This is a genomic window from Pseudomonas fragariae (ex Marin et al. 2024) (assembly GCF_059621105.1).
In genome coordinates, this window is sequence record NZ_CM184369.1 from 1,991,978 (window position 1) to 2,018,122 (window position 26,145).

Consider the following 26,145-nt stretch of genomic DNA (forward strand, 5'->3'; position numbering starts at 1 on the left):
CCCTTTTGCATTTTTAAGCCGTTCATTCGTTTGGTATGAAGAAACTGATCTTGGCGGGTGGCGCCTCTAGAGCTTGTTTTTTTTGGACGCTACCCCCATCTTGGCTTCAAGCTAATTCCATCTGTCCCGGCCAATTGGCCGCCGTAGAGGCGAAATCATGAAGACCACTATTGAATTGCCTCTCTTGCCATTGCGTGATGTCGTGGTTTATCCGCACATGGTGATCCCGCTGTTCGTGGGGCGCGAGAAGTCTATCGAAGCCCTTGAAGCGGCAATGACAGGCGACAAGCAGATCCTGCTGCTCGCGCAAAGAAACCCGGCTGACGACGATCCTGATGAAAAGGCTCTGTACAGCGTCGGCACCATCGCCACCGTATTGCAATTGCTCAAGCTGCCCGATGGCACCGTCAAGGTGCTGGTCGAAGGCGAGCAGCGCGGTTCGGTAGAGCGTTTCATCGAAGTCGATGGCCACTACCGCGCAGACGTCGCGCTGATCGAAGAAATCGATGCGCCGGACCGTGAATCCGAAGTCTTCGTGCGCAGCCTGCTGGCTCAGTTCGAGCAGTACGTGCAACTGGGCAAGAAAGTCCCCGCAGAGGTCCTGTCGTCGCTTAACAGCATCGATGAGCCGGGTCGCCTGGTTGACACCATGGCTGCGCACATGGCGCTCAAAATCGAGCAGAAGCAGGAAATCCTCGAGATTATCGACCTGTCAGCCCGTGTCGAGCACGTGCTGGCCTTGCTGGATGCCGAAATCGACCTGCTGCAGGTCGAAAAGCGCATTCGCGGTCGTGTGAAAAAGCAAATGGAGCGCAGCCAGCGCGAGTACTACCTGAATGAGCAGATGAAGGCCATTCAGAAGGAGCTCGGCGATGGCGACGAAGGCCACAACGAAATCGAAGAGCTGAAAAAGCGTATCGACGCTGCGGGCCTGCCCAAGGATGCTCTGACCAAGGCGAATGCCGAGCTGAACAAGCTCAAGCAAATGTCGCCGATGTCGGCTGAAGCGACCGTGGTGCGCTCCTACATCGACTGGCTGGTTCAGGTGCCGTGGAAGGCGCAGAGCAAAGTACGTCTGGACCTTGCGCGTGCCGAAGCGATTCTCGATGCCGACCACTATGGTCTGGACGAGGTCAAGGAACGCATCCTCGAATACCTCGCCGTGCAGAAGCGCGTGAAGAAGATTCGCGGCCCTGTGCTGTGTCTGGTAGGTCCGCCGGGGGTGGGTAAAACCTCCCTGGCCGAGTCCATCGCCAACGCGACCAATCGCAAATTCGTGCGTATGGCACTCGGTGGCGTGCGTGACGAGGCTGAAATTCGTGGTCACCGCCGGACTTACATCGGTTCGATGCCAGGAAGATTGATACAAAAGATGACAAAGGTGGGCGTTCGCAACCCGCTGTTCCTGCTTGACGAAATCGACAAGATGGGCAGCGACATGCGTGGCGACCCGGCGTCGGCGTTGCTCGAGGTGCTTGATCCCGAGCAGAACCACAATTTCAACGATCACTACCTTGAGGTCGACTACGATCTTTCGGACGTGATGTTCCTCTGCACGTCGAACTCGATGAACATTCCGCCAGCGTTGCTGGACCGGATGGAAGTCATTCGCCTGCCGGGCTACACCGAAGACGAAAAGATCAACATCGCGGTCAAATACCTCTCGCCCAAGCAGATTCAGGCCAATGGCTTGAAGAAAGGCGAGATCAGCTTTGACGAGGAAGCGATCCGCGACATCATTCGTTACTACACCCGTGAAGCGGGCGTGCGCGGGCTTGAGCGTCAGATTGCCAAGGTCTGCCGCAAGGCGGTCAAAGAGCACGCGATGGAAAAACGTTTTGCGGTGCAGGTCACGGCCGACATGCTCGAGCACTTCCTGGGCGTGCGCAAGTTCCGCTACGGGCTGGCAGAGCAGCAGGATCAGATTGGTCAGGTGACCGGTCTGGCGTGGACCCAGGTGGGCGGTGAATTGCTGACCATCGAAGCGGCTGTCGTATCGGGTAAGGGCCAGTTGATCAAGACCGGTTCGCTGGGTGATGTGATGGTCGAATCCATTACCGCAGCCCAGACCGTGGTTCGCAGCCGTGCGCGCAGCCTGGGCATTCCAGCTGATTTCCACGAGAAGCACGACACGCATATCCACATGCCGGAAGGTGCTACGCCGAAGGATGGGCCGAGTGCTGGCGTGGGCATGTGCACTGCACTTGTCTCGGCGCTTACACAGATTCCGGTGCGGGCAGATGTGGCAATGACGGGCGAAATTACCCTGCGTGGTCAAGTGCTGGCGATTGGTGGTTTGAAGGAAAAACTTCTGGCCGCACACCGTGGTGGAATCAAGACGGTGATCATTCCAGAAGAAAACGTGCGTGATTTGAAGGAGATTCCTGACAATATCAAGCAGGATCTGCAGATCAAGCCCGTTAAATGGATTGACGAAGTCCTGCAAATTGCGCTGCAATACGCGCCGGAGCCTTTGCCGGACGTGGCTACAGATCTGGTCGCCAAGGAAGAAAAGCGCGAGTCTGACTCTAAGGACAGAATTAGCACGCATTAAGTCTGGGCAGGCTTCCTTGACAGCTTTTTGGAGCCCTTGTTATAAAGCGGCTCTTTAAAGCAATCACCGGCAAGCCTTCCAGCGCTCGTTTTGCTTAACACCTAAAACTTAGAAACATACTCAATATAGAGATAAGGGGACTTAGAGTGAACAAGTCGGAACTGATTGATGCTATCGCTGCATCTGCTGATATCCCGAAAGCTGCTGCTGGCCGTGCGCTGGACGCAGTGATCGAATCCGTCACTGGCGCTCTGAAGGCTGGCGACTCGGTTGTTTTGGTTGGCTTTGGTACGTTCTCCGTGACTGATCGTCCCGCTCGCATCGGTCGCAACCCTCAGACTGGCAAGACGCTGGAAATCGCTGCTGCCAAGAAACCAGGTTTCAAAGCCGGTAAAGCCCTTAAAGAAGCTGTCAACTAAGCCTCTCGATGCCTTTGCCCGCTGGATCGGGCCTGTCCTGATCCAGTAGCGGAGCGGTGGTGCATTCGGTTGCGACACCGAGGGGTTCGAGCCCTACCGCTTCGTCAGTTACGAGAAGGCGCATCCTCGGATGCGCCTTTCTTCTATCCGCTTTCTACCCACGCTCCGCGGTTGGTTAGTCAGTACAACCGTTTTGGGGGACGCAATGCTGCAGAACATCAGGGACAATTCACAAGGCTGGATTGCCAAGACAATTATCGGACTCATCATCGCCTTGATGGCCTTCACCGGCATCGAAGCGATGTTTACCGCTACCAGCAACAAACAGAACGCAGCTGAAGTCAACGGCGAGGACATCTCTCAGAATGAGTTGAGCCAGGCCGTGGACATGCAGCGCCGTCAGTTGGCTCAACAGCTCTCGCAACAGCTGGGCAAGGATTTCGATCCGGCCATGCTGGATGAGAAACTGTTGCGCGAATCAGCCCTCAAAGGCCTGATCGACCGCAAGCTGCTGCTGCAAGGCGCGGCGGATGCCAAGTTCTCGTTTTCCGACGCGGCACTGGATCAGCAGCTTTTGCAGACGCCTGAGTTTCAGGTGGATGGCAAATTCAACGCAGACCGTTTCGATCAGGTGATTCGCCAGCTAGGCTACAGCCGTCTGCAGTTCCGCCAGATGCTGGGTCAGGAAATGCTCATCGGTCAGGTGCGTGCTGGTGTTGCCGGTAGCGCCTTTGTAACCGACGCACAGGTTGAAGCCTTTGCACGCCTCGAAAAGCAGACCCGTGATTTCGCTTCGCTGACCCTGCCTGCCGATACCTCGGCGGTCAAAGTGACCGATGACGAAGTCAAGGCTCACTACGACGAGCATGCCAAGGAGTTCATGAGCCCTGAGCAGGTCGTACTCGACTACATCGAATTGAAGAAGTCGTCCTTCTTCGACAAGGTGCAGGTCAAGGACGAGGACTTGCAGGCGGCTTATCAGAAGGAAATCGCCAATCTGTCCGAACAGCGTCGTGCGGCACACATCCTGATCGAAGTGAACGACAAGCTGAATGACGAGCAGGCCAAGGCGAAGATTGAAGAAATTCAACAGCGTCTGGCCAAGGGTGAGGATTTCGCGGCACTGGCCAAGGAATACTCGCAGGACCCTGGTTCGTCGAACAAGGGCGGTGATCTGGGCTACGCAGGCAAGGGTGTCTATGACCCGGCTTTCGAAGAGGCGCTGTATGCCTTGAACAAGGACCAGGTTTCGCAGCCGGTGCGCACCGACTTCGGCTGGCACCTGATCAAGCTGCTGGGCGTTGAAGCACCTTCGGTGCCGAGCTTTGCCAGTCTGAAAGGCAAGCTGACCAACGATTTGAAATCGCAACTGGTCGAGCAGAAGTTTGTCGAAGTGACCAAGCAACTGGAAGACTCGGCGTTCGAATCGTCCGACCTGTCCCAGCCGGCACAGGACCTGGGCCTGAAGGTTCAGACCACTGCACCGTTCGGTCGTGAAGGCGGCGAAGGCCTGACGGCCAACCGTGCGGTCATCCAGGCGGCATTCAGCCCTGAAGTGCTGGAAGAAGGCGCCAACAGCAACACGCTGGAGCTGGATCCGGAAACTGTTGTGGTGGTGCGCTCCAAAGAGCACCTGCAGCCGCAGCAGTTGCCACTTGAGAGCGTCGCCAGCTCGATTCGCGCTCAACTGGTCAAGGAACATGCTTCGGCCGCTGCCAAGGCCAAGGGCGAGGCGCTGCTGGCCGGCCTGCGTGACGGCAAGATCCCGTTGGCGGCCAAGCAGGAAGGTCGTGACTGGAAGGTGATGGAAGCGGTCACTCGCAGTCAGGAAGGGGTTGACCCTCAAGTGCTGCAGACGCTGTTCCGCATGCCCAAGCCGACAGGTAAGGACAAGCCGGAATTCGCCAGCATCACTGCTTCGGATGGCAGCTTCGTGATCGTCCGTCTCAATGGCGTCAATCAGGCGGCTGCACCGACTGACGCCGAGAAGGCGCAATACCGTCGCTTCCTCTCCTCGCGTGAGGGGCAACAGGATTTCGCGGCGTACCGTGCACAGTTGGAAAGCAAGGCGAAGATCGAGAAGTTCTAATCTCGAAACGCGCAAACAAAGAAGGCCGCTCATTGAGCGGCCTTTTTTTTGGATGGCGGTGGGCCAGTTACGTACCTGCGTCAGGGTAAGTCATGACTCGTATTCACTCACGAGACTCTGACCATCCAAGCATGCTGTCCAGCACTGGACAAAGCCGTTGTCCCCATGGCGTAAGGCGATAATCAACCTGAGGGGGCTTGAAGTCGTGGAGGGTTCGAATGACCAACCCATCGCTTTCCAGGCTACGTAATTGTTGAGCGAGCATTTTTTGCGATATGCCTGTCACTCGGCGTTCGAGATCTGAAAAGCGCTGAATCTTCCCGTCGAACAGGTGGAACAAAATCACCAGTTTCCACCTGCCGCGCAACAGCGCGAGTACGCTGTTGACGTCTTCGGCAGCAGAGTCCGGTGTATACAACGTTCGATGGCTCATTGCTGTCACTTACTTTTTCGTGCGTTCTTGTGGGGTTACCCCTTGGCGATGATCATGAGTGTCTCGTCATTTGATAATGAGGCATCTCGATGAATATCACTCGGTACCAGGTCATTGAAGCATATTTTGCCAGCGAAGCAGGCACAGCCGTGAACGTGCTGGAGGACCTGTTCACCCATGACGCCCGCGTCACTGATGAGGGAGTGACGGTCTGCGGGATTGAAGCGATCAAGGCGTGGAAGCGAGCGGCGAAACACAAATATCAATATACCGTCGAGCCTGTCGAGAGCCTGGAAAGCGATGGACTGGTTATCGTGAAGGTAAGGCTTAGCGGAACATTTCCTGGAAGCCCTGCCGTGGTGAGGTTCAGCTTCGCAGTGACTGACGGACTGATCAGTGCACTGGAAATCGGTTAATGATCACAGCAGAGGTTCCAGCGATATCGCGGATCAGCGAAAGGGCATTTTCATAGCTGATGTGGAGTTTCATCCATTTTTGCCAACGCGTGAAAGGGCAAGGCGAAGCAGTCGGATAATTCAGGACAACAAAAAGGCCGCTCATTGAGCGGCCTTCTTTTTAAGTCCGGGAAAGTGCCGCTCGCGAGGAGCGGCGTTTACCGTATTACTCGTCCATGCTGCCCATCGCGGTGGTGTTGAAGCCGCCGTCGACGTACATGATTTCACCGCTGATGCCCGACGCCAGGTCGGAGCACAGGAACGCGCCGGCGTTGCCGACTTCGTCGATGGTGACGTTGCGGCGCAGAGGGGTCTGCGCTTCGTTGGCAGCCAGCATCTTGCGGAAGTTCTTGATGCCTGACGCGGCCAGAGTGCGGATCGGGCCGGCCGATACAGCATTGACGCGAGTACCTTCCGGGCCGAGGCTGCCGGCCAGGTAACGAACGCCGGCTTCCAGGCTGGCCTTGGCCATGCCCATGACGTTGTAGTTGGGCATAGTGCGCTCTGCGCCCAGGTACGACAGGGTCAGCAGGCTGCCGTTACGGCCTTTCATCATCTCGCGACCGGCCTTGGCCAGGGCCACGAAGCTGTAGGCGCTGATGTCATGAGCGATGCGGAAACCTTCGCGCGTGGTGGCTTCGGTGAAGTCGCCATCGAGCTGGTCGCCAGGCGCGAAGCCCACCGAGTGAACGATCACGTCCAGGCCGTCCCACTTCTTGCTCAGCTCTTCGAAGACCTTGTTGATCTCTTCGTCGCTGGCCACGTCGCAAGGGAAGCACAGCTCAGGGCCCGAGCCCCAGCCTGCGGCGAACTCTTCGACACGACCCTTGAGTTTGTCGTTCTGGTAGGTGAAGGCAAGCTCTGCGCCTTCACGATGCATGGCGGCGGCAATACCGGATGCGATGGACAGTTTACTGGCGACACCGACGATCAGGACGCGCTTACCGGCGAGAAAACCCATGTGTTGTTCCTCTTCAGGTTAATCGACAGCTACCGGCGCCAAGAAGGCGGCCTCCAGCAGCTGCTGTGTATAAGGATGTTGCGGTGCGGCGAAGATATCCTGCGCTGCACCCTGTTCGACCACTTGGCCTTGCTTGACCACCATCAACTGGTGGCTCAGCGCTTTGACGACAGCCAGGTCATGGCTGATAAACAAATACGTCAGGTTGTACTTGGTTTGCAGCGAGCGAAGCAGCTCGACGACCTGACGCTGTACGGTCCGGTCGAGGGCCGAGGTCGGCTCGTCCAGCAAAATCAGCGCCGGCTTCAAGACCAGCGCACGTGCAATGGCGATCCGCTGGCGCTGGCCACCGGAGAACTCGTGAGGGTAGCGGTGCCGGGTATCCGGGTCCAGACCAACCTCCCTGAGTGCTTCGATGATCGCCGTCTGCTGTTCGGCGGGCGTACCCATGCCGTGGATTCGCAAGCCTTCGCCAACGATTTCAGCCACTGACATGCGCGGGCTCAAACTGCCAAACGGGTCCTGGAAAACCACTTGCATCTGCCTGCGCAGCGGACGGATCTGCTGTTGCGACAGGGATTCTAGCGCGTTGCCCTTGAACCGTATGGTGCCCTGACTGCCGATCAGTCGAAGAATCGCCAGGCCCAGCGTCGATTTGCCCGACCCGCTTTCACCCACAATACCCAGTGTTTGCCCTTGCGGCAGGCTGAAACGTATGCCGTCCACCGCTTTGACGTGGTCGACGGTGCGCTTGAGCAGGCCTTTTTTGATCGGGAACCAGACTTTCAGGTCCTCGATTTCAAGCAGCGGAGCACCTGCGGGGTTGGTCGAAGGACCGCCGCTGGGCTCGGCGCTGAGCAGCACTTTGGTGTAAGGATGTTGCGGCGAACGGAACAATTCTTCGCACGATGCCTGTTCGACGATGCAACCGCGCTGCATGACACATACTCGGTTGGCTATTTGCCTTACGACGTTCAGATCGTGGCTGATCAGCAGCAGTGCCATGCCCAGGCGAGCCTGCAACTGCTTGAGCAATTCGAGGATTTTCAGCTGTACCGTCACATCCAGCGCGGTGGTCGGCTCATCGGCAATCAGCAGCTCAGGTTCGTTGGCCAGGGCCATGGCGATCATGACCCGCTGCCGCTGGCCGCCTGACAGCTCGTGTGGCAATGCTTTGAGGCGTTTGTGCGGCTCAGGGATGCCGACCAGATCGAGCAGCTCCAGCGTGCGCTCGGTGGCCGCCTTGCCGGTCAGGCCCTTGTGCAGGCCCAGCACCTCGTTGATCTGTTTTTCCACCGAATGCAGCGGATTGAGCGAGGTCATCGGCTCCTGGAAGATCATGGCGATCCGGTTGCCACGGATCGTGCGCAGTTTTTTCTCTTCCACTTTCAGCAGGTCCTCACCCGCGTAGTGAATCGTGCCGCTCGGGTGGCTGGCGATGGGGTAGGGCAGCAGGCGCAGGATCGAGTGCGCGGTGACGGACTTGCCCGAACCGCTTTCGCCGACCAGCGCAAGCGTTTCACCGCGACGAATATCGAAGCTGATGTTCTCGACCACGCGTTGCCGCGAGTCGCCCGTCACGAACTCGACCGCCAGATCGCGGATTTCGATCAGATTGTCATTGTTCATCTTATTTCCTTGGGTCGAAAGCATCGCGGGCGGACTCGCCGATGAACACCAGCAGGCTCAGCATGATGGCCAGTACAGCGAAGGCGCTGATGCCCAGCCAGGGCGCCTGCAGGTTGGATTTGCCCTGCGCTACCAGCTCGCCCAGTGACGGTGAGCCGGCGGGCAGGCCGAAGCCCAGAAAGTCCAGCGCCGTCAGGGTGCCGATGGCCCCGGTGAGAATGAACGGCAGGAAGGTCATGGTCGACACCATGGCGTTGGGCAGGATATGGCGGAACATGATCGCGCCGTTTTCCATGCCCAGCGCCCGCGCGGCCCTTACGTATTCCAGATTGCGGCCACGCAGGAACTCGGCGCGTACCACGTCCACCAGGCTCATCCAGGAAAACAGCAGCATGATGCCCAGCAACCACCAGAAGTTGGGTTGTACGAAGCTGGCGAGGATGATCAGCAGATACAGTACCGGCAGGCCGGACCAGACCTCGAGGAAGCGCTGGCCCAGCAGGTCGACCCAGCCGCCATAGAAGCCCTGCAAGGCACCGGCGATGACGCCGATGATCGAGCTGAGGATGGTCAGGGTCAGGGCGAACAGTACCGAAATCCTGAAACCGTAGATCACCCGTGCCAGCACGTCACGGCCCTGGTCATCGGTACCCAGCAGGTTTTCCCGGGAGGGTGGCGCCGGTGCAGGGACTTTCAGGTCGTAGTTGATGCTCTGGTAGCTGAACGGGATGGGCGCCCACAGGGTCCAGCCATCCTTCGCGGCGAGCAGTTCCTTGATGTACGGGCTCTTGTAGTTGGCCTCCAGCGGGAATTCGCCACCGAAGGTGGTTTCCGGGTAACGCTCGAATACCGGGAAGTACCAGCTGCCGTCATAACGCACGGCCAGTGGTTTGTCGTTGGCGATCAGTTCGGCGCCCAGGCTCAGACCGAACAGAATCAGGAACAGCCACAATGACCACCAGCCACGCCTGTTGGCCTTGAAGCGTTCGAAGCGACGGCGATTGAGAGGAGACAGCTTCATATCAATGCTTCCTGCTTTCGAAGTCGATGCGCGGGTCTACGAGGGTGTAGGTGATATCGCCGATCAGCTTCACCACCAGCCCCAGCAGGGTGAAGATGAACAGCGTGCCGAACACCACCGGATAGTCGCGGTTGATCGCGGCTTCAAAGCTCATCAGGCCCAGGCCGTCCAGCGAAAAGATCACTTCCACCAGCAGCGAGCCGGTGAAGAAGATGCCGATGAACGCCGACGGGAAGCCAGCGATGACCAGCAGCATGGCGTTGCGAAACACATGGCCGTAGAGCACCTTGTGGTTGCTCAGACCCTTGGCTTTGGCCGTGGTCACGTATTGCTTGCTGATTTCGTCGAGAAAGCTGTTCTTGGTCAGCAGCGTCATGGTGGCAAAGTTGCCGATCACCAGCGCGGTGACCGGCAATACCAGATGCCAGAAGTAATCGAATACCTTGCCCAGCGTGCTCAGTTCGTCGTAGTTGTTGGAGGTCAGCCCACGCAGCGGGAACCAGTTGAAGTAACTGCCCCCGGCAAACACCACGATCAGCAGAATGGCGAACAGGAACGCCGGGATGGCATAGCCGACAATGATCGCCGAACTGGTCCATACGTCGAACTGGCTGCCGTGGCGGGTGGCCTTGGCAATCCCCAGCGGGATCGACACCAGGTACATGATCAGGGTGCTCCACAACCCGAGGGAAATGGACACCGGCATCTTCTCGACAATCAGGTCGATGACCTTGGCATCACGAAAGAAGCTGTCGCCGAAATCCAGCGTGGCGTAGTTCTTGATCATGATCCACAGACGTTCCGGCGCCGACTTGTCGAAACCGTACATGCGTTCGATTTCCTTGATCAGTGCCGGGTCCAGGCCTTGCGCGCCGCGGTAGTTGGAGCCTGCCACCGATACTTCGGCGCCGCCTCCGGCAATCCGGCTGGTGGCGCCATCGAAGCCTTCGATCTTGGCGATCATCTGTTCGACCGGGCCACCGGGGGCGGCCTGAATGATGACGAAGTTGATGATCAGGATGCCCAGCAGGGTAGGGATGATCAGCAGCAGCCGTCGCAGAATATAAGCCAGCATGTTTATTGCTCCGCGTTCGCAGGCTTGGCCTGATCAGGGGCTGACGGGGTCGCGGTCACCGGTTTGACATCCGGCTTGGCCCACCAGGTCATCAGGCCGATATCGGAAAGCGCTTCGGCCTTGGGATGGTCGAGGTGATTCCAGTAAGCCACCCGCCAGGTCTTGATGTGCCAGTTCGGGACGACGTAAAAGCCCCACAGCAGCACGCGGTCCAGCGCCTTGGTATGGGTGATCAGGCTTTGCCGTGAGTCGGCGTTGATCAGGCCGTTGACGAGAGAGTCCACCGCAGGGTCCTTGAGGCCCATGAAGTTGCGGCTGCCCGGGTTGTCGGCGCTGGAGGAGTCGAAGTACACGCGCTGTTCGTTACCGGGCGAGCTGGACTGCGGATAGCCCGTGACGATCATGTCGTAGTCCCGCGAGCGCAGGCGGTTGATGTATTGCGACACGTCGGCCCGGCGGATCACCAGTTCAATACCCAGGTCACTCAGGTTGCGCTTGTAAGGCAGCAGAATGCGCTCGAACTCGGTCTGGGCGATCAGAAACTCCAGTTTTACCGGGCTGCCCTGCGCGTCGACCATCTTGTCGTCGACGATCTTCCAGCCCGCTTCCTGCAACAGCTGGAATGCCCGACGTTGTTGTGGGCGAATCATGCCGCTGCCGTCGTTAACCGGTAACTGAAAAGCCTCGGTGAATACCCGATCCGGAATCTTGCCGCGCAGCGGTTCGAGGATTTTCAGTTCCTCGGCAGAGGGCAGGCCGCTTGAGGCCATTTCCGAGTTGTCGAAATAACTTTTGGTACGGCTGTAGGCACCGTTGAAAAGCTGTTTGTTGGTCCACTCGAAATCCAGCAGCAAGGTCAGCGCTTCGCGCACCCGCGCGTCCTGGAATACCGGTTTGCGCAAGTTGAAAACGAACCCCTGCATACCGGTCGGGTTACCGTTGGGCAGCTCTTCCTTGACCAGCCTGCCATCGCGAACTGCCGGGGTGTTGTAGGCGGTCGCCCAGTTCTTGGCGCTGGTCTCTATCCAGTAGTCGAACTGCCCGGCCTTGCCGGCCTCCAGCGCTACTGTGTTGTCGCGGTAGTAGTCGGTGGTCAGTACATCGAAGTTGTAGAAACCCTTGTTGATCGGCAAATCCTTTGCCCAGTAATCCTTGACCCGCTCATAACTCACCGAGCGCCCGGCTTTTACATCGACCACCTTGTACGGCCCGCTGCCCAGCGGGAAGTCCAGGTTGCCTTTGCTGAAGTCGCGGTCGGCCCAGAAGTGCTTGGGCAGCACGGGCAACTGGCCAAGAATCAGCGGCATTTCGCGGCTGCCCTTGTGCTTGAATTTGAACAGCACCCGCAGCGGGTCTTCGACGACGACCTGATCGACGTCGGCGTAGTAGCCCTTGTACATGGGCGAGCCATGCTCCATCAGGGTCTTGAAGCTGAATTCGACATCGTCGGCGCGGATCGGGTGGCCGTCATGGAAGCGTGCTTCAGGCCGCAGGTAGAAGCGCACCCAGCTGTTGTCCGGCGCTTTCTCGATTTTGCCGGCAACCAGCCCGTATTCACTGAAGGGTTCGTCCAGGCTAGCGCGGGCCAGGGTGTCGTAGATCAGACCAATGTCGTCTGCCGGTACGCCCTTGTTGATGAACGGGTTGAGACTGTCGAAACCGCCGAAGCCTGCCTGGCGCAGCGTGCCGCCCTTGGGGGCATCCGGGTTCACGTAGTCGAAATGCTTGAAATCAGCCGGGTATTTCGGCGCTTCGTCGTACAGCGTCACGCCATGCTGAGGCGCAGCCTGTACCGTGCAGGCGAGGCTGGCCAGCAGCAGGCCGGCTGCCTGCGAGCGCAGGGAGTGCAGAGGGTTCATCGGGGCTTCTCCAGAGTCTTGAGCCACCACGCACGCAGCCCCAGGGTATAGGGCGGGGTAGTGACCATGGCGAATCGGTTGCGATAGGCAAGCCGATGATTGTTCAGATACCAGTTGGGAATGCTGTAGTGCTGAGACAGCAGTACGCGGTCCAGCGCCCGCGCCGCGGCGACCTGATCGTCGCGGGTCTGCGCAGCCAGCAGTTTGTTCAGCAGGGCATCGACCACGGGGTTGGCGATACCCGCGTAGTTCTTGCTGCCGTTGATCGCGGCCTGACTGGAATGGAAGTATTGCCACTGCTCCAGACCGGGGCTCAGGGTCTGTTGCAGGGTCATCAGAATCATGTCGAAATCGAAACGGTCCAGGCGTTGCTTGTATTGGGCGCGGTCGACGGTACGCAGTCCTGCATTGATTCCCAGGCGGCGCAGGTCTTCGATGTAGGGTTGCAGAATGCGTTCCAGGTTGGGATTGACCAGCAGGATCTCGAAGCGCAAAGGTTGCTTGTCGGCATTGAGCAAACCCTTGTCCGAGAGCGTCCAGCCTGCCTCGGCAAGCAGCTTCAGGGCCTTGCGCAAGGTCTCGCGCGGGATCCCGCCGCCATCGGTTTTCGACGGGGCGAACGGCTGGGTGAACAGGCTGGCAGGCAACTGATCACGGTAGGGCGCCAGGAGCAGCCATTCAGCCCCGGTCGGCAGGCCCGTCGCGGAAAATTCGCTGTTGGGGTAGTAACTGGTCGAGCGGTCATAGGCGTCGCTGAACAGCGTGCGGTTGGTCCATTCGAAATTGAACAGCAGCCCCAGGGCTTCGCGCACGCGGATGTCGGCGAAGGCGGCGCGCCGCGTGTTCATGAACAGGCCCTGGGTCTGGGTCGGTATGCGGTGCGGAATCTGCGCCTTGATCACCTGACCGTTGGCGACTGCAGGGAAGTCATAGCCATTGGCCCAGTTCTTGGCCTGATGCTCGATGTAGATGTCGAATTCACCCGCCTTGAACGCTTCGAACGCCACGTCGCTGTCGCGGTAGAACTCGACCTCGACGCGGTCGAAATTGTATTTGCCGCGGTTGACCGGCAAGTCCTTGCCCCAGTAATCCTTGACCCGCTCGAACACCAGTTGCCGACCCGGCTGCACGCGGGTGATGCGGTAGGGACCACTGCCCAGCGGCGGCTCGAAGGTGGTCGCCTTGAAATCCCTGTCTTTCCAGTAATGCTGCGGCAACACTGGCAGTTCGCCCAGGCGCAGGATCAGCAGCGGGTTGCCGGAGCGCTTGAAGACAAAGCGGATGCGATGACGATTGAGGATGTCGACGCGCTGCACTTCCTGCAGGGCGGTGCGGTATTGAGGGTGACCGTCCTTGAGCAGTGTCCGGTAGGAAAACGCCACGTCGTAGGCGGTGATGGGCTTGCCGTCATGGAAGCGCGCCTGTGGGCGCAGGTTGAACACCACCCAGCTGCGGTCCTCGCTGTATTCCACGGACTGGGCGATCAGCCCGTAACTGGAGGTCGGCTCATCGCCGGACGGGTCGTACTGGCCCGTGCCGACCATCAGCGGTTCATTCAGCTCGTTGACGCCATATTGCAGGAAGTTGCCGGTCGAGACCGGGCTGCTGCCCTTGAATGTGTAGGGGTTGAGCGTGTCGAACGTGCCGAAGGCCATCATTCTCAGGGTGCCACCTTTCGGCGCCTCGGGATTGACCCAGTCGAAATGAGTGAAGCTGGCCGGGTACTTGAGAACACCAAACTGCGCGTAACCATGACTTTCAGTGATGGCTGCGTTGGCGCAGAAGCTCAAGGCCAGGCTGAGGGTTAGCAGGAAGGGACGTATCACGATCCAGGCGGCTTGGGCTTTCGGGTCGCTAACAGTAACAGCTTGTTCCAGCTGGAAAAAGACTGCAGGTGATGGCGTTGCCGGGGCTGCATCGGCCACCCGCCCCAAGGTTATCGAAGGGCAAGTGGCCGAGCTCATCAATGTGGCAGGTAAACGGTCAGGGTCTGGCCGGGTTTGAGGGCCTGCCCGCTACGTGGATTCCAGCGCTTGAGATGTTGCATCTCGACGTTGAAGCGCTTGGCGACCAGGTACATCGAGTCACCTTTCTGGATCTTGTACTGCATGGATTTCTTTTCGCCATCCTTGGCGCTGGTGCTGGCGACCGCCTTGCTGGCGGCTTTACCGGCAGGTTTGCTGGTGTCCTGCATGACCAGCGTCTGGCCGACCTTGAGCTTCTTGCCGGTCAGCTTGTTCCAGCGTTGCAAGTCTTCGACGTCAACCTTGTTGGCTTGCGCGATGTTGGTCAGGTTGTCACCGCTGCGCACTTTGTAGCTGCGGGTACGTGACGGCTTGTCGTTGCTGGCCAGCGCTTCGAACACAGGCTGTGAATTCTGCATGCCCGGCTTGACCGGTATGCTCAGCGACTGACCGACCTTCAGGCGGTTGCCGGACAGCTTGTTATTGCCCTTGAGCGAGCTGACCGTGACCTGATAACGACTGGCCAGGCTTTCCAGAGTGTCGCCCTTGCGCACCCGGTAAGGCTGCCAGGCGACGAGCTCTTCCTGTTTCATGGTCAGCAGGCTGGCCGTCAGCAGTTGCGCCTTGGAGGTGGGCACCAGCAGGTGCTGGGGGCCATCGACGGTCAGGCGCTTCTTGTAGGCGGGGTTGAGCTGGATAAGCTCGTCTTCGTCGATGTCGGCGGCGCTGGCCACTTTGGACAGGTCGACACGCTTGTTGAGCTCGACGACTTCGAAGTAAGGCTGGTTGGCGATCGGGTTCAGATTGACGCCATAAGCTTCCGGCGACAATACAACTTGGGACAGGGCCAGCAGCTTGGGCACGTAATCGCGGGTTTCCTGCGGCAGCGGCAGGTTCCAGTAGTCGGTCGGCAGGTTGAGCTTGTCATTGCGCTCGATGGCGCGGCTCACCGTGCCTTCGCCGGCATTGTAGGCTGCCAGGGCCAGCAGCCAGTCACCGTTGAACATGTCGTGCAGGCGGGTCAGGTAATCCAGTGCCGCAACAGTCGAGGCCTGGATGTCGCGACGTCCGTCATAAAAGCTGGTCTGGCGCAGGTTGAAGTAACGCCCGGTCGACGGGATGAACTGCCAGAGGCCGACCGCCTGGCTGCGTGAAACGGCCATCGGGTTGTAGGCGCTTTCGATAACCGGAAGCAGGGCCAGTTCCAGCGGCATGTTGCGTTCTTCAAGGCGCTCGACGATGTAGTGCATGTACAGGCTGCCGCGCTCGCCAGCGTTTTCCAGAAAGGACGGGTTGTTGGCGAACCACAGGCGCTGTTGATCGATGCGGGGGTTCTGATCGTTGCCTTGTTGCAGTTGAAAGCCCTGACGCATGCGCTCCCAGACATCCTGTGGAGGTGCGAGAGGGGTGGCAGGCTTGTGTGACAGAAAAATCGGTTTTTGCTTGATTCCGGCGGCCAGGTTAGGCGCGCGATGATTACTGGCCGGGTCGACGCTGGCGGTGCTCTGGCAACCGGCCAGAAGGGCACTCGCGGTGACGGCCATGGCCTGAGCCAACCGAGTCAATGCGTCCGAATGTGAAGGCTTGCTGGTAGATGACGACATTGTTCGGGGGGTACATCCAGACGAAAATGTCGGGCGATTCTAGGAAGCAGCCTGCCGTCGGTCAACCTTTCAGAATTTTATTGCGGTTTTAGGGTCGGGTCAGAACTTATCTTTCCAGGCCCTCAAGCTGGCAAAGACCGCACTCTGCGAGGTGTTTTGCGCGTCGCTCCGTTCGTCCGCTTTTTCTTTAACGGATGTTTCCCCGGTACGCAGGAAGGGGTTGGTGCGTTTTTCCAGTGCCATATTCGAAGGAAGACTGATGCGATTTTCGCTGCGCCAGCGCGTCACTTCGGCCAGGCGTTCGGCAATATCGACATTGGCGGGCTCGACGGCCTGGGCAAAGCGCAGGTTGCTCAGCGTGTATTCGTGAGCGCAGTAGATCAGTGTGCTGTCCGGCAGTTCGGACAGGCGGCCGAGAGAATCGTGCATCTGTTGTGGCGTGCCCTCGAACAGCCGTCCACAGCCGGCGGCAAACAGCGTGTCGCCGCTGAACAGCAGGGGCGTCGTGGCGTCCTCATGATAAAACGCGATATGCCCCAGCGTGTGGCCTGGAACCGCATGCACCACAAATTCCAGGCCCAGCACGGTCAGCCGGTCATTGTCGACCAGCGCGATATCGCGCGCCGGTATGGTCTCGGCCGCTGGGCCCAGCACCCGCGCCGCGGTCGACTGCTGGAGTTCCGCAACACCGCCCACATGATCATTGTGGTGGTGCGTGATCAGGATATCGGTCAGCCGGTAGTCGGGATTCTGCGCCAGCCAGCCCAGCACCGGCTTCGCGTCGCCCGGATCGACGACAGCGCACTGCTGGCTCGAAAGGTCTTGTAACAACCATATGTAGTTGTCATTGAAAGCAGGAAGGGCGTGGATCTGTATCATGGCGCAGTTCGCATAGCGGCGGACAATGGTGCATCTTAGAGTCTGTTGCCGCTGTATGCGAGCACCTCTGGAGGAGAACTCATGACCGATGAAGCGTTCGCTCAGGCTGATCCTGAGTGGCTTGCATTGATCCGCGCTGCCCGCGAATGGCTTTCCGGGCCGCTCGGGCAGCTTCTGCTCGAAGAGGAGCGGCGCATTCTCGACGAAGAACTGGGGCGGTATTTCGGTGGCTATCTGGTGCATTACGGCCCGTCGGCGCAAAGCCCGCCGGTGGCTCCCCAGGTGCAGCGCAATGTACGCCTTGGTGCGCCATTGCCGGGTGTCGAGATCGTCTGTGAAGAACAGGCGTGGCCATTGAGTGAGCACGCGGCCGATGTCGTGGTACTGCAACACGGCCTGGATTTCTGCCTGTCGCCCCACGGCCTGCTGCGCGAAGCGGCCAGCAGCGTGCGACCGGGCGGGCACTTGCTGATTATCGGTATCAACCCCTGGAGCACCTGGGGCATACGCCATGTATTCGCCCGGGATGCGCTGCGCAAGGCACGCTGCATTTCATCCTCGCGGGTCGCTGACTGGCTGAATCTGCTGGGCTTCGCGCTGGAGAAACGACGCTTCGGATGCTATCGTCCGCCCCTTGCTTCAGCAGCATGGCAGTCGCGTCTTGCAGGGCTTGAACGCCTTGGCGAGGGACGTCAGAGCCCCGGTGGCGGCTTCTATGTACTGGTGGCGCGCAAACTGGTGGTAGGCCTCAGGCCTTTGCGCCAAGTGCGCCGTGACCCGATCGGCAAGCTGATTCCCATGCCGATGGCCAAGGTCAGCCGCAATACTCAGGATCAGGCTTGAGCAATGCCATGCCGCAAATGAAGCCCATCATTCTGGAAAGGTCGTAATGAGCGATAGCGTTGAACTCTTCACCGACGGTGCCTGCAAGGGTAATCCTGGCCCGGGCGGGTGGGGAGCCCTGCTGGTGTGCAAGGGCGTCGAAAAAGAGTTGTGGGGTGGCGAAGCCAATACCACCAACAACCGGATGGAACTGACCGGTGCGATTCGCGGGCTTGAAGAACTCAAGCGCCCCTGCGAAGTGACGCTGGTGACCGACTCTCAGTACGTGATGAAAGGCATTACCGAGTGGATGGTCAACTGGAAGAAGCGCGGCTGGAAAACCGCTGCCAAGGAGCCGGTCAAAAATGCCGACCTGTGGCAGCTTCTGGATGAACAGGTCAGTCGCCACACGGTGAAATGGCAGTGGGTGCGTGGGCACATCGGCCACCCTGGCAACGAGCGTGCCGACCAGCTCGCCAACCGTGGCGTCGACGAAGTGCGCGGCATCCGGCACGGCTAGACGCGCACGGGCTCGCAACGGCCGCTGCGTGCTAGAATCGCGGCCTGTACATGAGGCAACAGTCAATGGCATTGCAAAACCTGGATAACAGATCGATCGTCCTCGATACCGAAACCACCGGTATGCCGGTGACGGATGGTCACCGCATCATCGAGATCGGTTGTGTCGAGTTGATCGGTCGCCGCCTGACCGGGCGGCATTTTCACGTTTACCTGCAACCCGATCGCGAAAGTGACGAAGGCGCGATCGGTGTTCACGGTATCACCAACGAATTTCTGGTCGGCAAGCCGCGGTTTGCCGAAGTCGCCGATGAATTCTTCGAGTTCATCAAGGGCGCGCAGCTGATCATTCACAACGCAGCGTTCGACGTTGGCTTCATCAACAACGAATTTGCCTTGATGGGTTCGCAGGACAGGGCTGATATCACCCAGCACTGTTCGATTCTCGATACCCTGATGATGGCGCGAGAGCGCCACCCGGGTCAGCGCAACAGCCTGGATGCACTGTGCAAGCGCTATGGCGTCGACAACTCGGGCCGTGAGTTGCACGGCGCATTGCTCGACTCCGAGATTCTGGCTGACGTCTACCTGGCGATGACCGGCGGGCAGACCAGCCTGTCGCTGGCCGGCAATGCTTCCGATGGCAATGGTTCGGGCGAAGGCTCCGGCAACCGTGGCAGCGAAATTCGCCGCCTGCCGGCCGATCGCAAGCCTTGCCGCATCATTCGCGCTTCTGAAAGTGAACTGGCCGAGCACGAAGTGCGTATGAGCACCATCGCCAAGGCTTGCGGTGCTCCTCCGCTCTGGGTACAGATGCTGGAAGCCGGAGCGCAGGCATCTTCCTGACAGCAAGCGGCAAAGGTGGACTGAACGTGGCACATCCTGCTTTGAGCATTCGGGTTGCAGACGAATGCTTCGAGGACTACATCCTCAATAGCGAATTCACGTTTACAGTGCTTGGCTACGCCCAACCGCGCATCGGCGAGCCCGTGGATTCATGGCCGGTCGAGTTGGTCGAGCCGCACAGCAAGAATTACGGCATCGACTCTCAGGAGTTCGCCGATCATCGTGACGCCGCCACCAGTTCGGTGATGGTTGCCTGGCTGGATGACCACCCCGTCGGCCATATCGTGATGAGCACTCACTGGAGCGGCTTCGCCTACATCGATGAACTGGCGGTAGACGAGTCGGCGCGCCGTCATGGCGTCGCACGTTCATTGCTCGACGCCGCACAATTCTGGACTCGCAAGCGCGATCTGCCGGGCATCGTTCTGGAAACCCAGAACAATAATCTGGGAGCCTGCAGGCTGTACGAGAGTTGCGGGTACGTGGTCGGCGGGGTGGATCACATGCGCTATCGCGGCATCGATCCGAGCACTCGTGAAACGGCGATTTTCTGGTATCTGATCTTTTCGGATTAACAGCTTCCCGCTGGCCGTGCAGCCAAAGCGGGAATGCTGCCGGTATTACGTGGGGGTGCGGGTAATTTTTATGCCCGATTGCACCAGCTCGAAGTCCTCACCACCCAGATGCTTGACCCGGTCGCCGATTGCCAGCCTGTAGGTGATCACCGGTTGCCCGCTCTGCGCCTCATCCGGCTGCGATTCCTGGAACTCATGAACCGGATAAACGCGACCTTCGGCGTCCCTGGCATGAAATTGTCCGACGAGAACTGAAGCCATTTGCTCTGTAACCTCTGAAACTGAATATAACTGCTGGTTTACGAATCCATCGAGGCTAGTAGACCACTGATCTATAGGTGAGTTTGCCTTTGGGGGAAAAAATAATCCCTGCTGTTCCAGCGCGTAGGGAATTGACCGGCGCAAAGGTCGTCTAAACCGGGCTTCTGTTCTATACCTAACCTTCCCTTGAATCAGATGACGGATATTTTCATGAGCCAGGTTCATACCATTGCCGTATTGGTCGGCAGTCTGCGAAAAGACTCCATCAACCGCAAGATCGCTCTTGCTCTGGCAGAACTGGCACCTGCCAGTCTGAAACTGAATCTCGTCGAGATCGGTGACTTGCCGTTGTACAACGAGGACATCGACGGCGATTCACCGCCGCCTGCATACACCACCTTTCGCGAGCAGCTGGGTGCTGCCGACGGCGTGCTGTTTGTCACCCCGGAATACAACCGCTCGGTGCCCGGTGCCCTGAAGAACGCCATTGATGTGGGCTCGCGTCCCTACGGCAAAAGTGCCTTCAGCGGCAAGCCGGGCGCAGTGATCAGTGCCTCGCCGGGTGCTGTCGGTGGCTTTGGTGCCAACCATCACCTGCGCCAGTCGCTGGTATTTCTGGACGTGCTGTGTCTCCAGCAGCCCGAAGCCTACCTGGGCGGTGCCGGGAGCTTTTTCGACGAGTCCGGCGCATTGTCCGATAAAACCAGGCCTTTCCTGCAGAAGTTCATCGATGCCTTTGCCGCCTGGGTCGAAAAGAACGGCAAAGTCTCCGCCAACTGACGCTGACGCTGACGAAGCGCGTCTGCGGATAAATTGCTTTATCTAACGCAGGCGCTTCGCGCTACCTCAATAAGCTGTTTCCTTTTTTCCTCTGCCATGCGCTCACGCGCAATGCGCTACGAGGAGTTATCCAAGGGAAACAGTACATGCCAGCAGCACTGCCGTATTTCTTCAGTGAGGCTCTGCGGAGCAGATTTACACAGGACATCCAGTACGCAACGGATGAGGCTCGAATTACCAGCGACGAAGGACGGTGGCTAAGGTTACTGGTCGCTACAGACACTTCAGCAGATACCGGCACGACCTTCCCGAGAGTCGACAGGCTGACAATTGAAGACGGCTCCGCAGGCAATGCCGAGCTGGCCGGAGCATTGTTCATCAGTGATCCCGATAACGCTGACGCTCCTGTTTTTCTGAGTACATTGGCGTTCGGTATCGAGCGATTTGCTAGCCGTAGTTTGCTACTCGCCGGATTGCAGCAGCGGTTGGCCGAGGTCAGCGACATGTCGATTGTCGAAGCCGATCGTGTCGAAGAGGCGTTGTTCGAAGCGCGCAGTCTTGCGGTGATACGCCAGCAAGCCCGGTACCTGGAAGACCTGTGGACACTGTTACAGGACTTGCCTGATCTGTATTCAGCCTGTGGCAAGGCTTTGCAGGCGGTTCTGTTGGCGCGTGGGTTGGGAGACGGCATCGACGTCTTCACTCAGATCGTGCAGATCCTGGAAATGTCCCCTGCTGCCGATCCGGGACTGCCATCGGTCGTGGGCACCCAATACCTGATCGATGCCGCTGTGCAGGTCTTCATCGGCGAGTTGATTCCGACAGGTCTGACGCGGCAGTTTCTGGATGCCAGGGGGGATATCCTGTCCCAGGCCCAGTCAACGCTCTTCGAGCAAGCATTGTCTGACTCGGTTTCCGCAGTCAGCGCTGCCTACGAGCAATTGCTGGTTGACTACTGGACGTCCCTAAGGCCCGACGGCCGGACCGTGAAGGACTTCGCCACTCGCGCCTTGGCAGAGTGCTTTCGTCAGCACCTGCTGTCGAGCCGGGCACATGGCGCGATGACGGACGCGGAGTACCGCCATTTGCTCACCCTGTTGCCTTCATCCCCTGAAGCGATCGATGCACAATCGATCAGGGTCCGACGGTTGTCGGTGTCTGTGGCGGGGCAGGAGCCGGTCAAGCTGGTCGGTGTGGCCCTGATCGAGTTCCCGGCGGACGAACTGGCGGGTGTATACCTTTATTCCTCGTTATCGGGTTTGCTGCGCTTCAGCGATTCGGCCAACGCCATCGAGCACGTCCTGAGCGACCCTTCACGTAACGGAATGCTGTTTTATTCTTCGCTGGACGATCATGTTTCCATTCGGATGCAAGGACCCGTGGAGGTGCGTCAGGATACGCTCGCCACAGAGTTTTTCAGTGATTTCGTCGGGTCGCTCATCGCCCTGCAAAAGCGCAATCTTCGTTACGCGCTGGCGTTGCCGGCGATCGATGCGGCAAAAATTCCCGTCCGGGTTGATGATGCGCTGGATATTCGGGGGCTGCTGGACGGCCGATTGCTGAATCTGCACGACTCAGGACGCTGGCGCTCGGAACGTCTGACCTTTGATCAGGCCTGGGGTGTCTCTGTGCAGACCACCAGTGTGCAGCCGAGCCTCATTCCCGAGCCGTCCTATAACTGGGTCAGCAAACTGAAAAAGCTCGACTGGATGCTTGAGCGCGTTGATGCCCTGCATACGGGCGTGGACAGCTGCATGCGTCTTGCGCTGAACCGCTATCTGGCAGTGATTGGCGGCCCGCATCTTGATGCATGGATGCTCTGGGTGTTACCGGATGCCATCGATGCGCCGCCCGTGCGCCTGCTTTCGTTGGCGCTTGACCGCGTTTGCGGTTATGCACCGGCACCGCTGTCAGGCGGCGTGGTTCTTGCCGGGCTGCTGAAGCCGGTTATGGATCAACCGGTGCAACGTTTGCCCTTGGCATTGATCGAGCAGATTCTGTCCTGCGTCCAGCTGGATTTCCCTCGCCGCTTCAACGAGCAGATAAGCGAATTCTATTCACGCTCGATACGTCATCTGGATACCCGATTACGGCCCGACGTGATGTGCGGTCTGATTCGGGAGTACTCGCTGCGTCTGGAACTGCTGGTTGAAAAACGCATCGCTACGCTTCCTGATTCGGTCATCGCGAACGTCCAGCAAGTACTGGACAGACCGTTACCAGCGCACAGGGCTGCGCTGGGCGAGGCGCGTGTCGATGCTTTTACCGTCTCGGTCGAGTACGACCCGCAATCAGCCGCGATCAAAGTGCCCAATGCATTCGTGATCAATAACAGGTTGCCCGGCAACAAGCCCGCTCTGTGGATAGTGAACAAGGGGCTCATATGTTTCGAAACCCTGCAGGTACTGGAACAGTATGTTGCTGAGCGGTTTACCGGCAAAGAACTGGGATCGCACTTGCCCGGCGTTCTTGCCGAGCCTGACCGGCAGACGTTGCTCGACTATCGTGCCCGGAAGGGTGCTCTCACCCTCAAGGTCGTATTGCAGCGCATCGAAGGGCATTTCATCGAGGCCTTGCAACACGACGAGATAGAGCGTCAGCGGCGCACGATGGCAGAACTTTATCAGCAGGCCGTGACCTGGCGTGTGCCGTCAGAACTGTTTGTCAACCTGTTGGGGGCAGGGGAGCGGGATGACCGAAATCGCCAGAACCTCAGCCATCTGGGCGTCGCCATTCAGTTCATCATCTACAAAGCCATCGTGCCCTCATGGGTCCGCGAAGCGTCCAGGGCCGATCAGGTTATGCTGATTGATGCCCTGCGGCGTTTCTATGTGACCTGTGCCGGAAAGAAAGACTTTCTGTTTGATATTCCCAGCCTCTACGAATACTCCTGTGAACAACTGAGACTCAGGTTCCAGACCGATTTCACCGAGCCTCGTCCGGATCCTGAAAACATCCGGGTTACCCTGAAGCATTTTGTTCCCGCTCCAGTCGCGCCGGGGCAGACGCCTCAATCGATACCGGCGGCCACGGACGCAGTCAGTGAAAACCTGGCGGAGTTTGCCATCAACCGTTTCCTGTCCAGGCAGGACGGCGTCATTCTTCTCTCGTCACGAGATGATCAGCCGCTGAACGCGTCGCTGACGCCGGCTTATGTGCGTGAGCTGGTGAAGTCGCTGGACATTGCCGCAGGTTACCGGAGCCTGCTGGACTCGCGGCTGGCCGTGACGGCTGCGGATTATCCGGAGCGACGCAGGCTGTTCGTCGAACAGGTCCCCTCTCTCGATATTCTGCAAGCGTTTGCGCTCCGGCTTAAAAATGAGCTCAGCGAGCAAGCCTACCAAGTGATTGAAAATGTGCTGAGCATGCCTGATGCCCTCGCGCGACTTCCTGTCAACGGCTGCAAAGTGGTGCTGAGCCCCTTGCAATTGCTCCCTGCCAAAGAGGGCTGGGAGCCGACTGTCGTACTGAATACGTATCTGATGGGGCCGATGGACAACCAGCCGGGACCGTGGGTGCTTTACGCGCCGCTGCATGAAGATTTCGTTTTCAAGGAATACCCGGATCGGGCCGCGCTGTTGCATGACATACACACCTCTGCGTTTCTTCAACAATACATTCTGGATCGTGTTGATCCCGATGTGCGCAAGCTCTACGACAACGGTGGCTTTATGGAGCCGCACCTGCCTTTCAGTGCAGAGTCTTCGTTTGATTTTCCTTTTGAAACACCTGCACCGGTCACCCTGCAAATCGACCCGTATGAGGGAAACTGTCTGCTGCTGATGTTCAGGGGCGCCCTCGATATCCTGAAATTACAGGTGCAACAGCACAGCGTTACCAATGCCGAACAGCACCGTGCTACGTCCCGCTACCTGTTCACGCTGGGCGCCGAGCAAGTCATGGCGCTCATGCCGGGGAGGGTGGGTGCGTTGATCGGCATTATCCAGGGGCAGACGCTGCTGAATATGTCGGTCATCTCGGCCGGGGATCAGAGCTGGGGCAAGGCTTTTTCGGAGTTCATGGCTGCTCTGAGTGTGATGATTTCTTCTGGACAGGCGCCCTCGGCATTCCCGTCACGGGCGGTTGACGAGGTCAACATGACAGCGGAGGAAGCTGTCCTGTCTGACCCGCTTGTACAGCTGGATGACGACGCCGATGTGCCCGAGTTTTCCTGGAGCAACAGCTCACTGACCCAGCAGATACGAGAGCGGCTGCGCCAATTCGAAGTGCATGATGTTGCCTTGAACACGCTGCAAAGAGATGAGTTGTTGAGTACCTACCACGATCCGCTCCCAAATAGAGAGTATGCAGCCATTGGTGGCAAGATCTACGAATTGAAGTCTGATGCTAACGGCTGGTTCATCGTCTCGGGAACCATGGTAGGGCCCCCGGTCAGTCTTGATGCGGACCAGCAATGGAAGCTTGATATCCAGGGCGGGCTGAGGGGCGGAGGGGGCGCGCTGACGCGTATGGAGGGCAGCCTTGTCGACGACCTGGTTGACGACATAATGGTTGTAAACGCCCGGGGGATGTCCGAGATCCGCCACTCATACCGGGAAATGGCCCTGGCCATCGAGGACGCGCACAAGCAGGCGCAGTACTATCTGGAAAACAGCCTGGCCAACCTGGCGATACCCGTATCCGCCAAAGCAGTCGAACCACGCACGGAAAAAATCATCGCCGATTTCTTTGGTCAGAAGAATCCGGACGACCGATTGTACGACGTCACTAAAAAGACAATTACCGATATTTATCAGGAATTGATGAACCCTTCGATGTCGCCCATCGACTCTCAGCGTTATGTGGTGGGTATCAACCGGATGGGCAATGAGGCCTCCAGCGCATTCATCTTCGAGGCGGATCCGTTGAGGCGGGTGTTCCTGACTGAACAGTTCTTTCGTGTACCTACTTACCGTTTCAAGCTCAGCGCCATTCGCTCAGGTGAATTCAAGCATGCTCCGCATTATCGCGCTGCCATTCTGATTCACGAGTTATCGCATATGGTGCTCAAGACCGACGACATTGCCTATGTCGACTCTCAGGCCCCGTTCGTTGACCTGATCGAGGATACCCCGACGTATCGATTGCGCATCAGGAATGAACTGATTACCCAGCAGCAGAAAACCCTGTCCTACCAGACTGACCGCGACAAGCTGTTCAAACAACTGGATGAAGAAACGTGGCGCGATTTGCGGCGAATGGACGGTAACGGCAAGCAGACGATTCTGCGTATCTGCGGCAAGAAGACCCTCGAAGAAGCGCGTGATGTGTTTTACCAGGACGTCCACAAACGTACCGACGTCATGCTCAAAAATGCGGATTCCGTGGCGTTGCTGGTGACATTGCTGGGGCGCGAGCGCTTTGTGAGGCGCTGAGGGCATGCTCCGGCGACCGACGTCA

At 58.5% G+C, this 26,145-nt stretch carries 21 protein-coding genes; 10 read left to right on the forward strand and 11 right to left on the reverse strand.

Features of this window, described 5'->3' with window-relative positions:
• The first annotated feature begins 157 nt into the window (after positions 1 to 157).
• The gene (gene lon / locus AC54XV_RS08980; RefSeq protein ID WP_011267216.1) at positions 158 to 2,554 is read left to right on the forward strand and encodes an endopeptidase La; all 2,397 of its coding nucleotides are present in this window, start codon (positions 158 to 160) and stop codon (positions 2,552 to 2,554) included.
• A gap of 146 nt (positions 2,555 to 2,700) precedes the next feature.
• A complete protein-coding gene (locus AC54XV_RS08985; RefSeq protein ID WP_002552737.1) occupies positions 2,701 to 2,973 on the forward strand; it encodes an HU family DNA-binding protein in 273 nt (90 codons plus the stop codon).
• On the opposite strand, the gene AC54XV_RS08990 is transcribed toward AC54XV_RS08985, so the two are convergent.
• Positions 2,966 to 3,097, reverse strand: a complete 132-nt coding sequence (locus tag AC54XV_RS08990; RefSeq protein ID WP_257207138.1) for a hypothetical protein — start codon at positions 3,095 to 3,097, stop codon at positions 2,966 to 2,968. The two genes, AC54XV_RS08985 and AC54XV_RS08990, sit on opposite strands and share 8 nt — an antisense overlap.
• Before the next feature lie 81 nt (positions 3,098 to 3,178).
• Here AC54XV_RS08990 and AC54XV_RS08995 point away from each other — a divergent pair, with 81 nt between their 5' ends.
• Complete coding sequence (locus tag AC54XV_RS08995) at positions 3,179 to 5,062, forward strand: SurA N-terminal domain-containing protein (protein ID WP_024639685.1); 1,884 nt, start codon at positions 3,179 to 3,181, stop codon at positions 5,060 to 5,062.
• 103 nt (positions 5,063 to 5,165) lie between these two features.
• Here AC54XV_RS08995 and AC54XV_RS09000 read toward each other — a convergent pair whose 3' ends face one another.
• A complete protein-coding gene (locus AC54XV_RS09000; protein WP_024639684.1) occupies positions 5,166 to 5,495 on the reverse strand; it encodes a winged helix-turn-helix transcriptional regulator in 330 nt (109 codons plus the stop codon).
• A gap of 89 nt (positions 5,496 to 5,584) precedes the next feature.
• On the opposite strand from AC54XV_RS09000, the gene AC54XV_RS09005 reads away from it, so the two are divergent.
• Entirely contained in the window at positions 5,585 to 5,911 is a 327-nt protein-coding gene (locus tag AC54XV_RS09005; protein ID WP_058399092.1) for a nuclear transport factor 2 family protein, read from the forward strand.
• Positions 5,912 to 6,116: 205 nt separating this feature from the next.
• On the opposite strand, the gene fabI is transcribed toward AC54XV_RS09005, so the two are convergent.
• The 8 genes from fabI to gloB form a co-directional block, all read right to left on the reverse strand.
• Positions 6,117 to 6,911 carry an enoyl-ACP reductase FabI gene (gene fabI, locus AC54XV_RS09010; protein WP_003368564.1) on the reverse strand — a complete coding sequence of 265 codons (795 nt, stop codon included), beginning with the start codon at positions 6,909 to 6,911 and terminating at the stop codon, positions 6,117 to 6,119.
• 18 nt (positions 6,912 to 6,929) lie between these two features.
• Positions 6,930 to 8,540, reverse strand: coding sequence for an ABC transporter ATP-binding protein (locus tag AC54XV_RS09015; RefSeq protein WP_011267220.1), 1,611 nt, complete (start codon positions 8,538 to 8,540; stop codon positions 6,930 to 6,932).
• A gap of 1 nt (position 8,541) precedes the next feature.
• Entirely contained in the window at positions 8,542 to 9,561 is a 1,020-nt protein-coding gene (locus tag AC54XV_RS09020) for an ABC transporter permease (protein ID WP_003315267.1), read from the reverse strand.
• Position 9,562: 1 nt separating this feature from the next.
• Positions 9,563 to 10,636 (reverse strand): microcin C ABC transporter permease YejB, encoded by a 1,074-nt coding sequence (locus AC54XV_RS09025; protein ID WP_002552742.1) that lies wholly within the window; start codon positions 10,634 to 10,636, stop codon positions 9,563 to 9,565.
• 2 nt (positions 10,637 to 10,638) lie between these two features.
• Positions 10,639 to 12,495 carry an extracellular solute-binding protein gene (locus tag AC54XV_RS09030; protein WP_058399093.1) on the reverse strand — a complete coding sequence of 619 codons (1,857 nt, stop codon included), beginning with the start codon at positions 12,493 to 12,495 and terminating at the stop codon, positions 10,639 to 10,641.
• Complete coding sequence (locus AC54XV_RS09035) at positions 12,492 to 14,321, reverse strand: extracellular solute-binding protein (protein WP_011267222.1); 1,830 nt, start codon at positions 14,319 to 14,321, stop codon at positions 12,492 to 12,494. The genes AC54XV_RS09030 and AC54XV_RS09035 overlap by 4 nt, the downstream gene beginning before the upstream one ends.
• A gap of 137 nt (positions 14,322 to 14,458) precedes the next feature.
• The gene (locus tag AC54XV_RS09040; protein WP_011267223.1) at positions 14,459 to 16,063 is read right to left on the reverse strand and encodes a lytic transglycosylase domain-containing protein; all 1,605 of its coding nucleotides are present in this window, start codon (positions 16,061 to 16,063) and stop codon (positions 14,459 to 14,461) included.
• Positions 16,064 to 16,162: 99 nt separating this feature from the next.
• Entirely contained in the window at positions 16,163 to 16,942 is a 780-nt protein-coding gene (gene gloB, locus AC54XV_RS09045; RefSeq protein WP_496718394.1) for a hydroxyacylglutathione hydrolase, read from the reverse strand.
• 81 nt (positions 16,943 to 17,023) lie between these two features.
• Between gloB and AC54XV_RS09050 the strand changes: the two genes are divergently transcribed.
• The 4 genes from AC54XV_RS09050 (at position 17,024) to AC54XV_RS09065 (ending at position 19,704) form a co-directional block, all read left to right on the forward strand.
• Positions 17,024 to 17,785 (forward strand): methyltransferase domain-containing protein, encoded by a 762-nt coding sequence (locus AC54XV_RS09050; protein ID WP_003404449.1) that lies wholly within the window; start codon positions 17,024 to 17,026, stop codon positions 17,783 to 17,785.
• Positions 17,786 to 17,831: 46 nt separating this feature from the next.
• The gene (gene rnhA / locus AC54XV_RS09055) at positions 17,832 to 18,284 is read left to right on the forward strand and encodes a ribonuclease HI (protein ID WP_003368579.1); all 453 of its coding nucleotides are present in this window, start codon (positions 17,832 to 17,834) and stop codon (positions 18,282 to 18,284) included.
• A 65-nt stretch (positions 18,285 to 18,349) separates the two neighbouring features.
• Positions 18,350 to 19,129, forward strand: coding sequence for a DNA polymerase III subunit epsilon (dnaQ, locus tag AC54XV_RS09060; protein WP_003368580.1), 780 nt, complete (start codon positions 18,350 to 18,352; stop codon positions 19,127 to 19,129).
• A gap of 20 nt (positions 19,130 to 19,149) precedes the next feature.
• Positions 19,150 to 19,704, forward strand: coding sequence for a GNAT family N-acetyltransferase (locus AC54XV_RS09065; protein ID WP_058399096.1), 555 nt, complete (start codon positions 19,150 to 19,152; stop codon positions 19,702 to 19,704).
• Between the two features lie 45 nt (positions 19,705 to 19,749).
• Here AC54XV_RS09065 and AC54XV_RS09070 read toward each other — a convergent pair whose 3' ends face one another.
• The gene (locus AC54XV_RS09070; protein ID WP_003404447.1) at positions 19,750 to 19,965 is read right to left on the reverse strand and encodes a hypothetical protein; all 216 of its coding nucleotides are present in this window, start codon (positions 19,963 to 19,965) and stop codon (positions 19,750 to 19,752) included.
• 210 nt (positions 19,966 to 20,175) lie between these two features.
• Between AC54XV_RS09070 and AC54XV_RS09075 the strand changes: the two genes are divergently transcribed.
• Positions 20,176 to 20,745 (forward strand): NADPH-dependent FMN reductase, encoded by a 570-nt coding sequence (locus AC54XV_RS09075; protein ID WP_024650809.1) that lies wholly within the window; start codon positions 20,176 to 20,178, stop codon positions 20,743 to 20,745.
• Between the two features lie 146 nt (positions 20,746 to 20,891).
• Positions 20,892 to 26,120, forward strand: a complete 5,229-nt coding sequence (locus AC54XV_RS09080) for a dermonecrotic toxin domain-containing protein (RefSeq protein WP_496718398.1) — start codon at positions 20,892 to 20,894, stop codon at positions 26,118 to 26,120.
• The last annotated feature ends 25 nt before the right edge of the window (positions 26,121 to 26,145 follow it).

What these genes read in the sequence shown, in the direction of transcription:
- lon (WP_011267216.1), top strand. Translation starts at nt 158, where the DNA reads ATGAAGACCACTATTGAATTGCCTCTCTTGCCATTGCGTGATGTCGTG.
- AC54XV_RS08990 (WP_257207138.1), bottom strand. Translation starts at nt 3,097, where the DNA reads ATGCGCCTTCTCGTAACTGACGAAGCGGTAGGGCTCGAACCCCTCGGT.
- AC54XV_RS08995 (WP_024639685.1), top strand. Translation starts at nt 3,179, where the DNA reads ATGCTGCAGAACATCAGGGACAATTCACAAGGCTGGATTGCCAAGACA.
- AC54XV_RS09000 (WP_024639684.1), bottom strand. Translation starts at nt 5,495, where the DNA reads ATGAGCCATCGAACGTTGTATACACCGGACTCTGCTGCCGAAGACGTC.
- AC54XV_RS09005 (WP_058399092.1), top strand. Translation starts at nt 5,585, where the DNA reads ATGAATATCACTCGGTACCAGGTCATTGAAGCATATTTTGCCAGCGAA.
- fabI (WP_003368564.1), bottom strand. Translation starts at nt 6,911, where the DNA reads ATGGGTTTTCTCGCCGGTAAGCGCGTCCTGATCGTCGGTGTCGCCAGT.
- AC54XV_RS09015 (WP_011267220.1), bottom strand. Translation starts at nt 8,540, where the DNA reads ATGAACAATGACAATCTGATCGAAATCCGCGATCTGGCGGTCGAGTTC.
- AC54XV_RS09020 (WP_003315267.1), bottom strand. Translation starts at nt 9,561, where the DNA reads ATGAAGCTGTCTCCTCTCAATCGCCGTCGCTTCGAACGCTTCAAGGCC.
- AC54XV_RS09025 (WP_002552742.1), bottom strand. Translation starts at nt 10,636, where the DNA reads ATGCTGGCTTATATTCTGCGACGGCTGCTGCTGATCATCCCTACCCTG.
- AC54XV_RS09030 (WP_058399093.1), bottom strand. Translation starts at nt 12,495, where the DNA reads ATGAACCCTCTGCACTCCCTGCGCTCGCAGGCAGCCGGCCTGCTGCTG.
- AC54XV_RS09040 (WP_011267223.1), bottom strand. Translation starts at nt 16,063, where the DNA reads ATGTCGTCATCTACCAGCAAGCCTTCACATTCGGACGCATTGACTCGG.
- gloB (WP_496718394.1), bottom strand. Translation starts at nt 16,942, where the DNA reads ATGATACAGATCCACGCCCTTCCTGCTTTCAATGACAACTACATATGG.
- AC54XV_RS09050 (WP_003404449.1), top strand. Translation starts at nt 17,024, where the DNA reads ATGACCGATGAAGCGTTCGCTCAGGCTGATCCTGAGTGGCTTGCATTG.
- rnhA (WP_003368579.1), top strand. Translation starts at nt 17,832, where the DNA reads ATGAGCGATAGCGTTGAACTCTTCACCGACGGTGCCTGCAAGGGTAAT.
- dnaQ (WP_003368580.1), top strand. Translation starts at nt 18,350, where the DNA reads ATGGCATTGCAAAACCTGGATAACAGATCGATCGTCCTCGATACCGAA.
- AC54XV_RS09070 (WP_003404447.1), bottom strand. Translation starts at nt 19,965, where the DNA reads ATGGCTTCAGTTCTCGTCGGACAATTTCATGCCAGGGACGCCGAAGGT.
- AC54XV_RS09075 (WP_024650809.1), top strand. Translation starts at nt 20,176, where the DNA reads ATGAGCCAGGTTCATACCATTGCCGTATTGGTCGGCAGTCTGCGAAAA.
- AC54XV_RS09080 (WP_496718398.1), top strand. Translation starts at nt 20,892, where the DNA reads ATGCCAGCAGCACTGCCGTATTTCTTCAGTGAGGCTCTGCGGAGCAGA.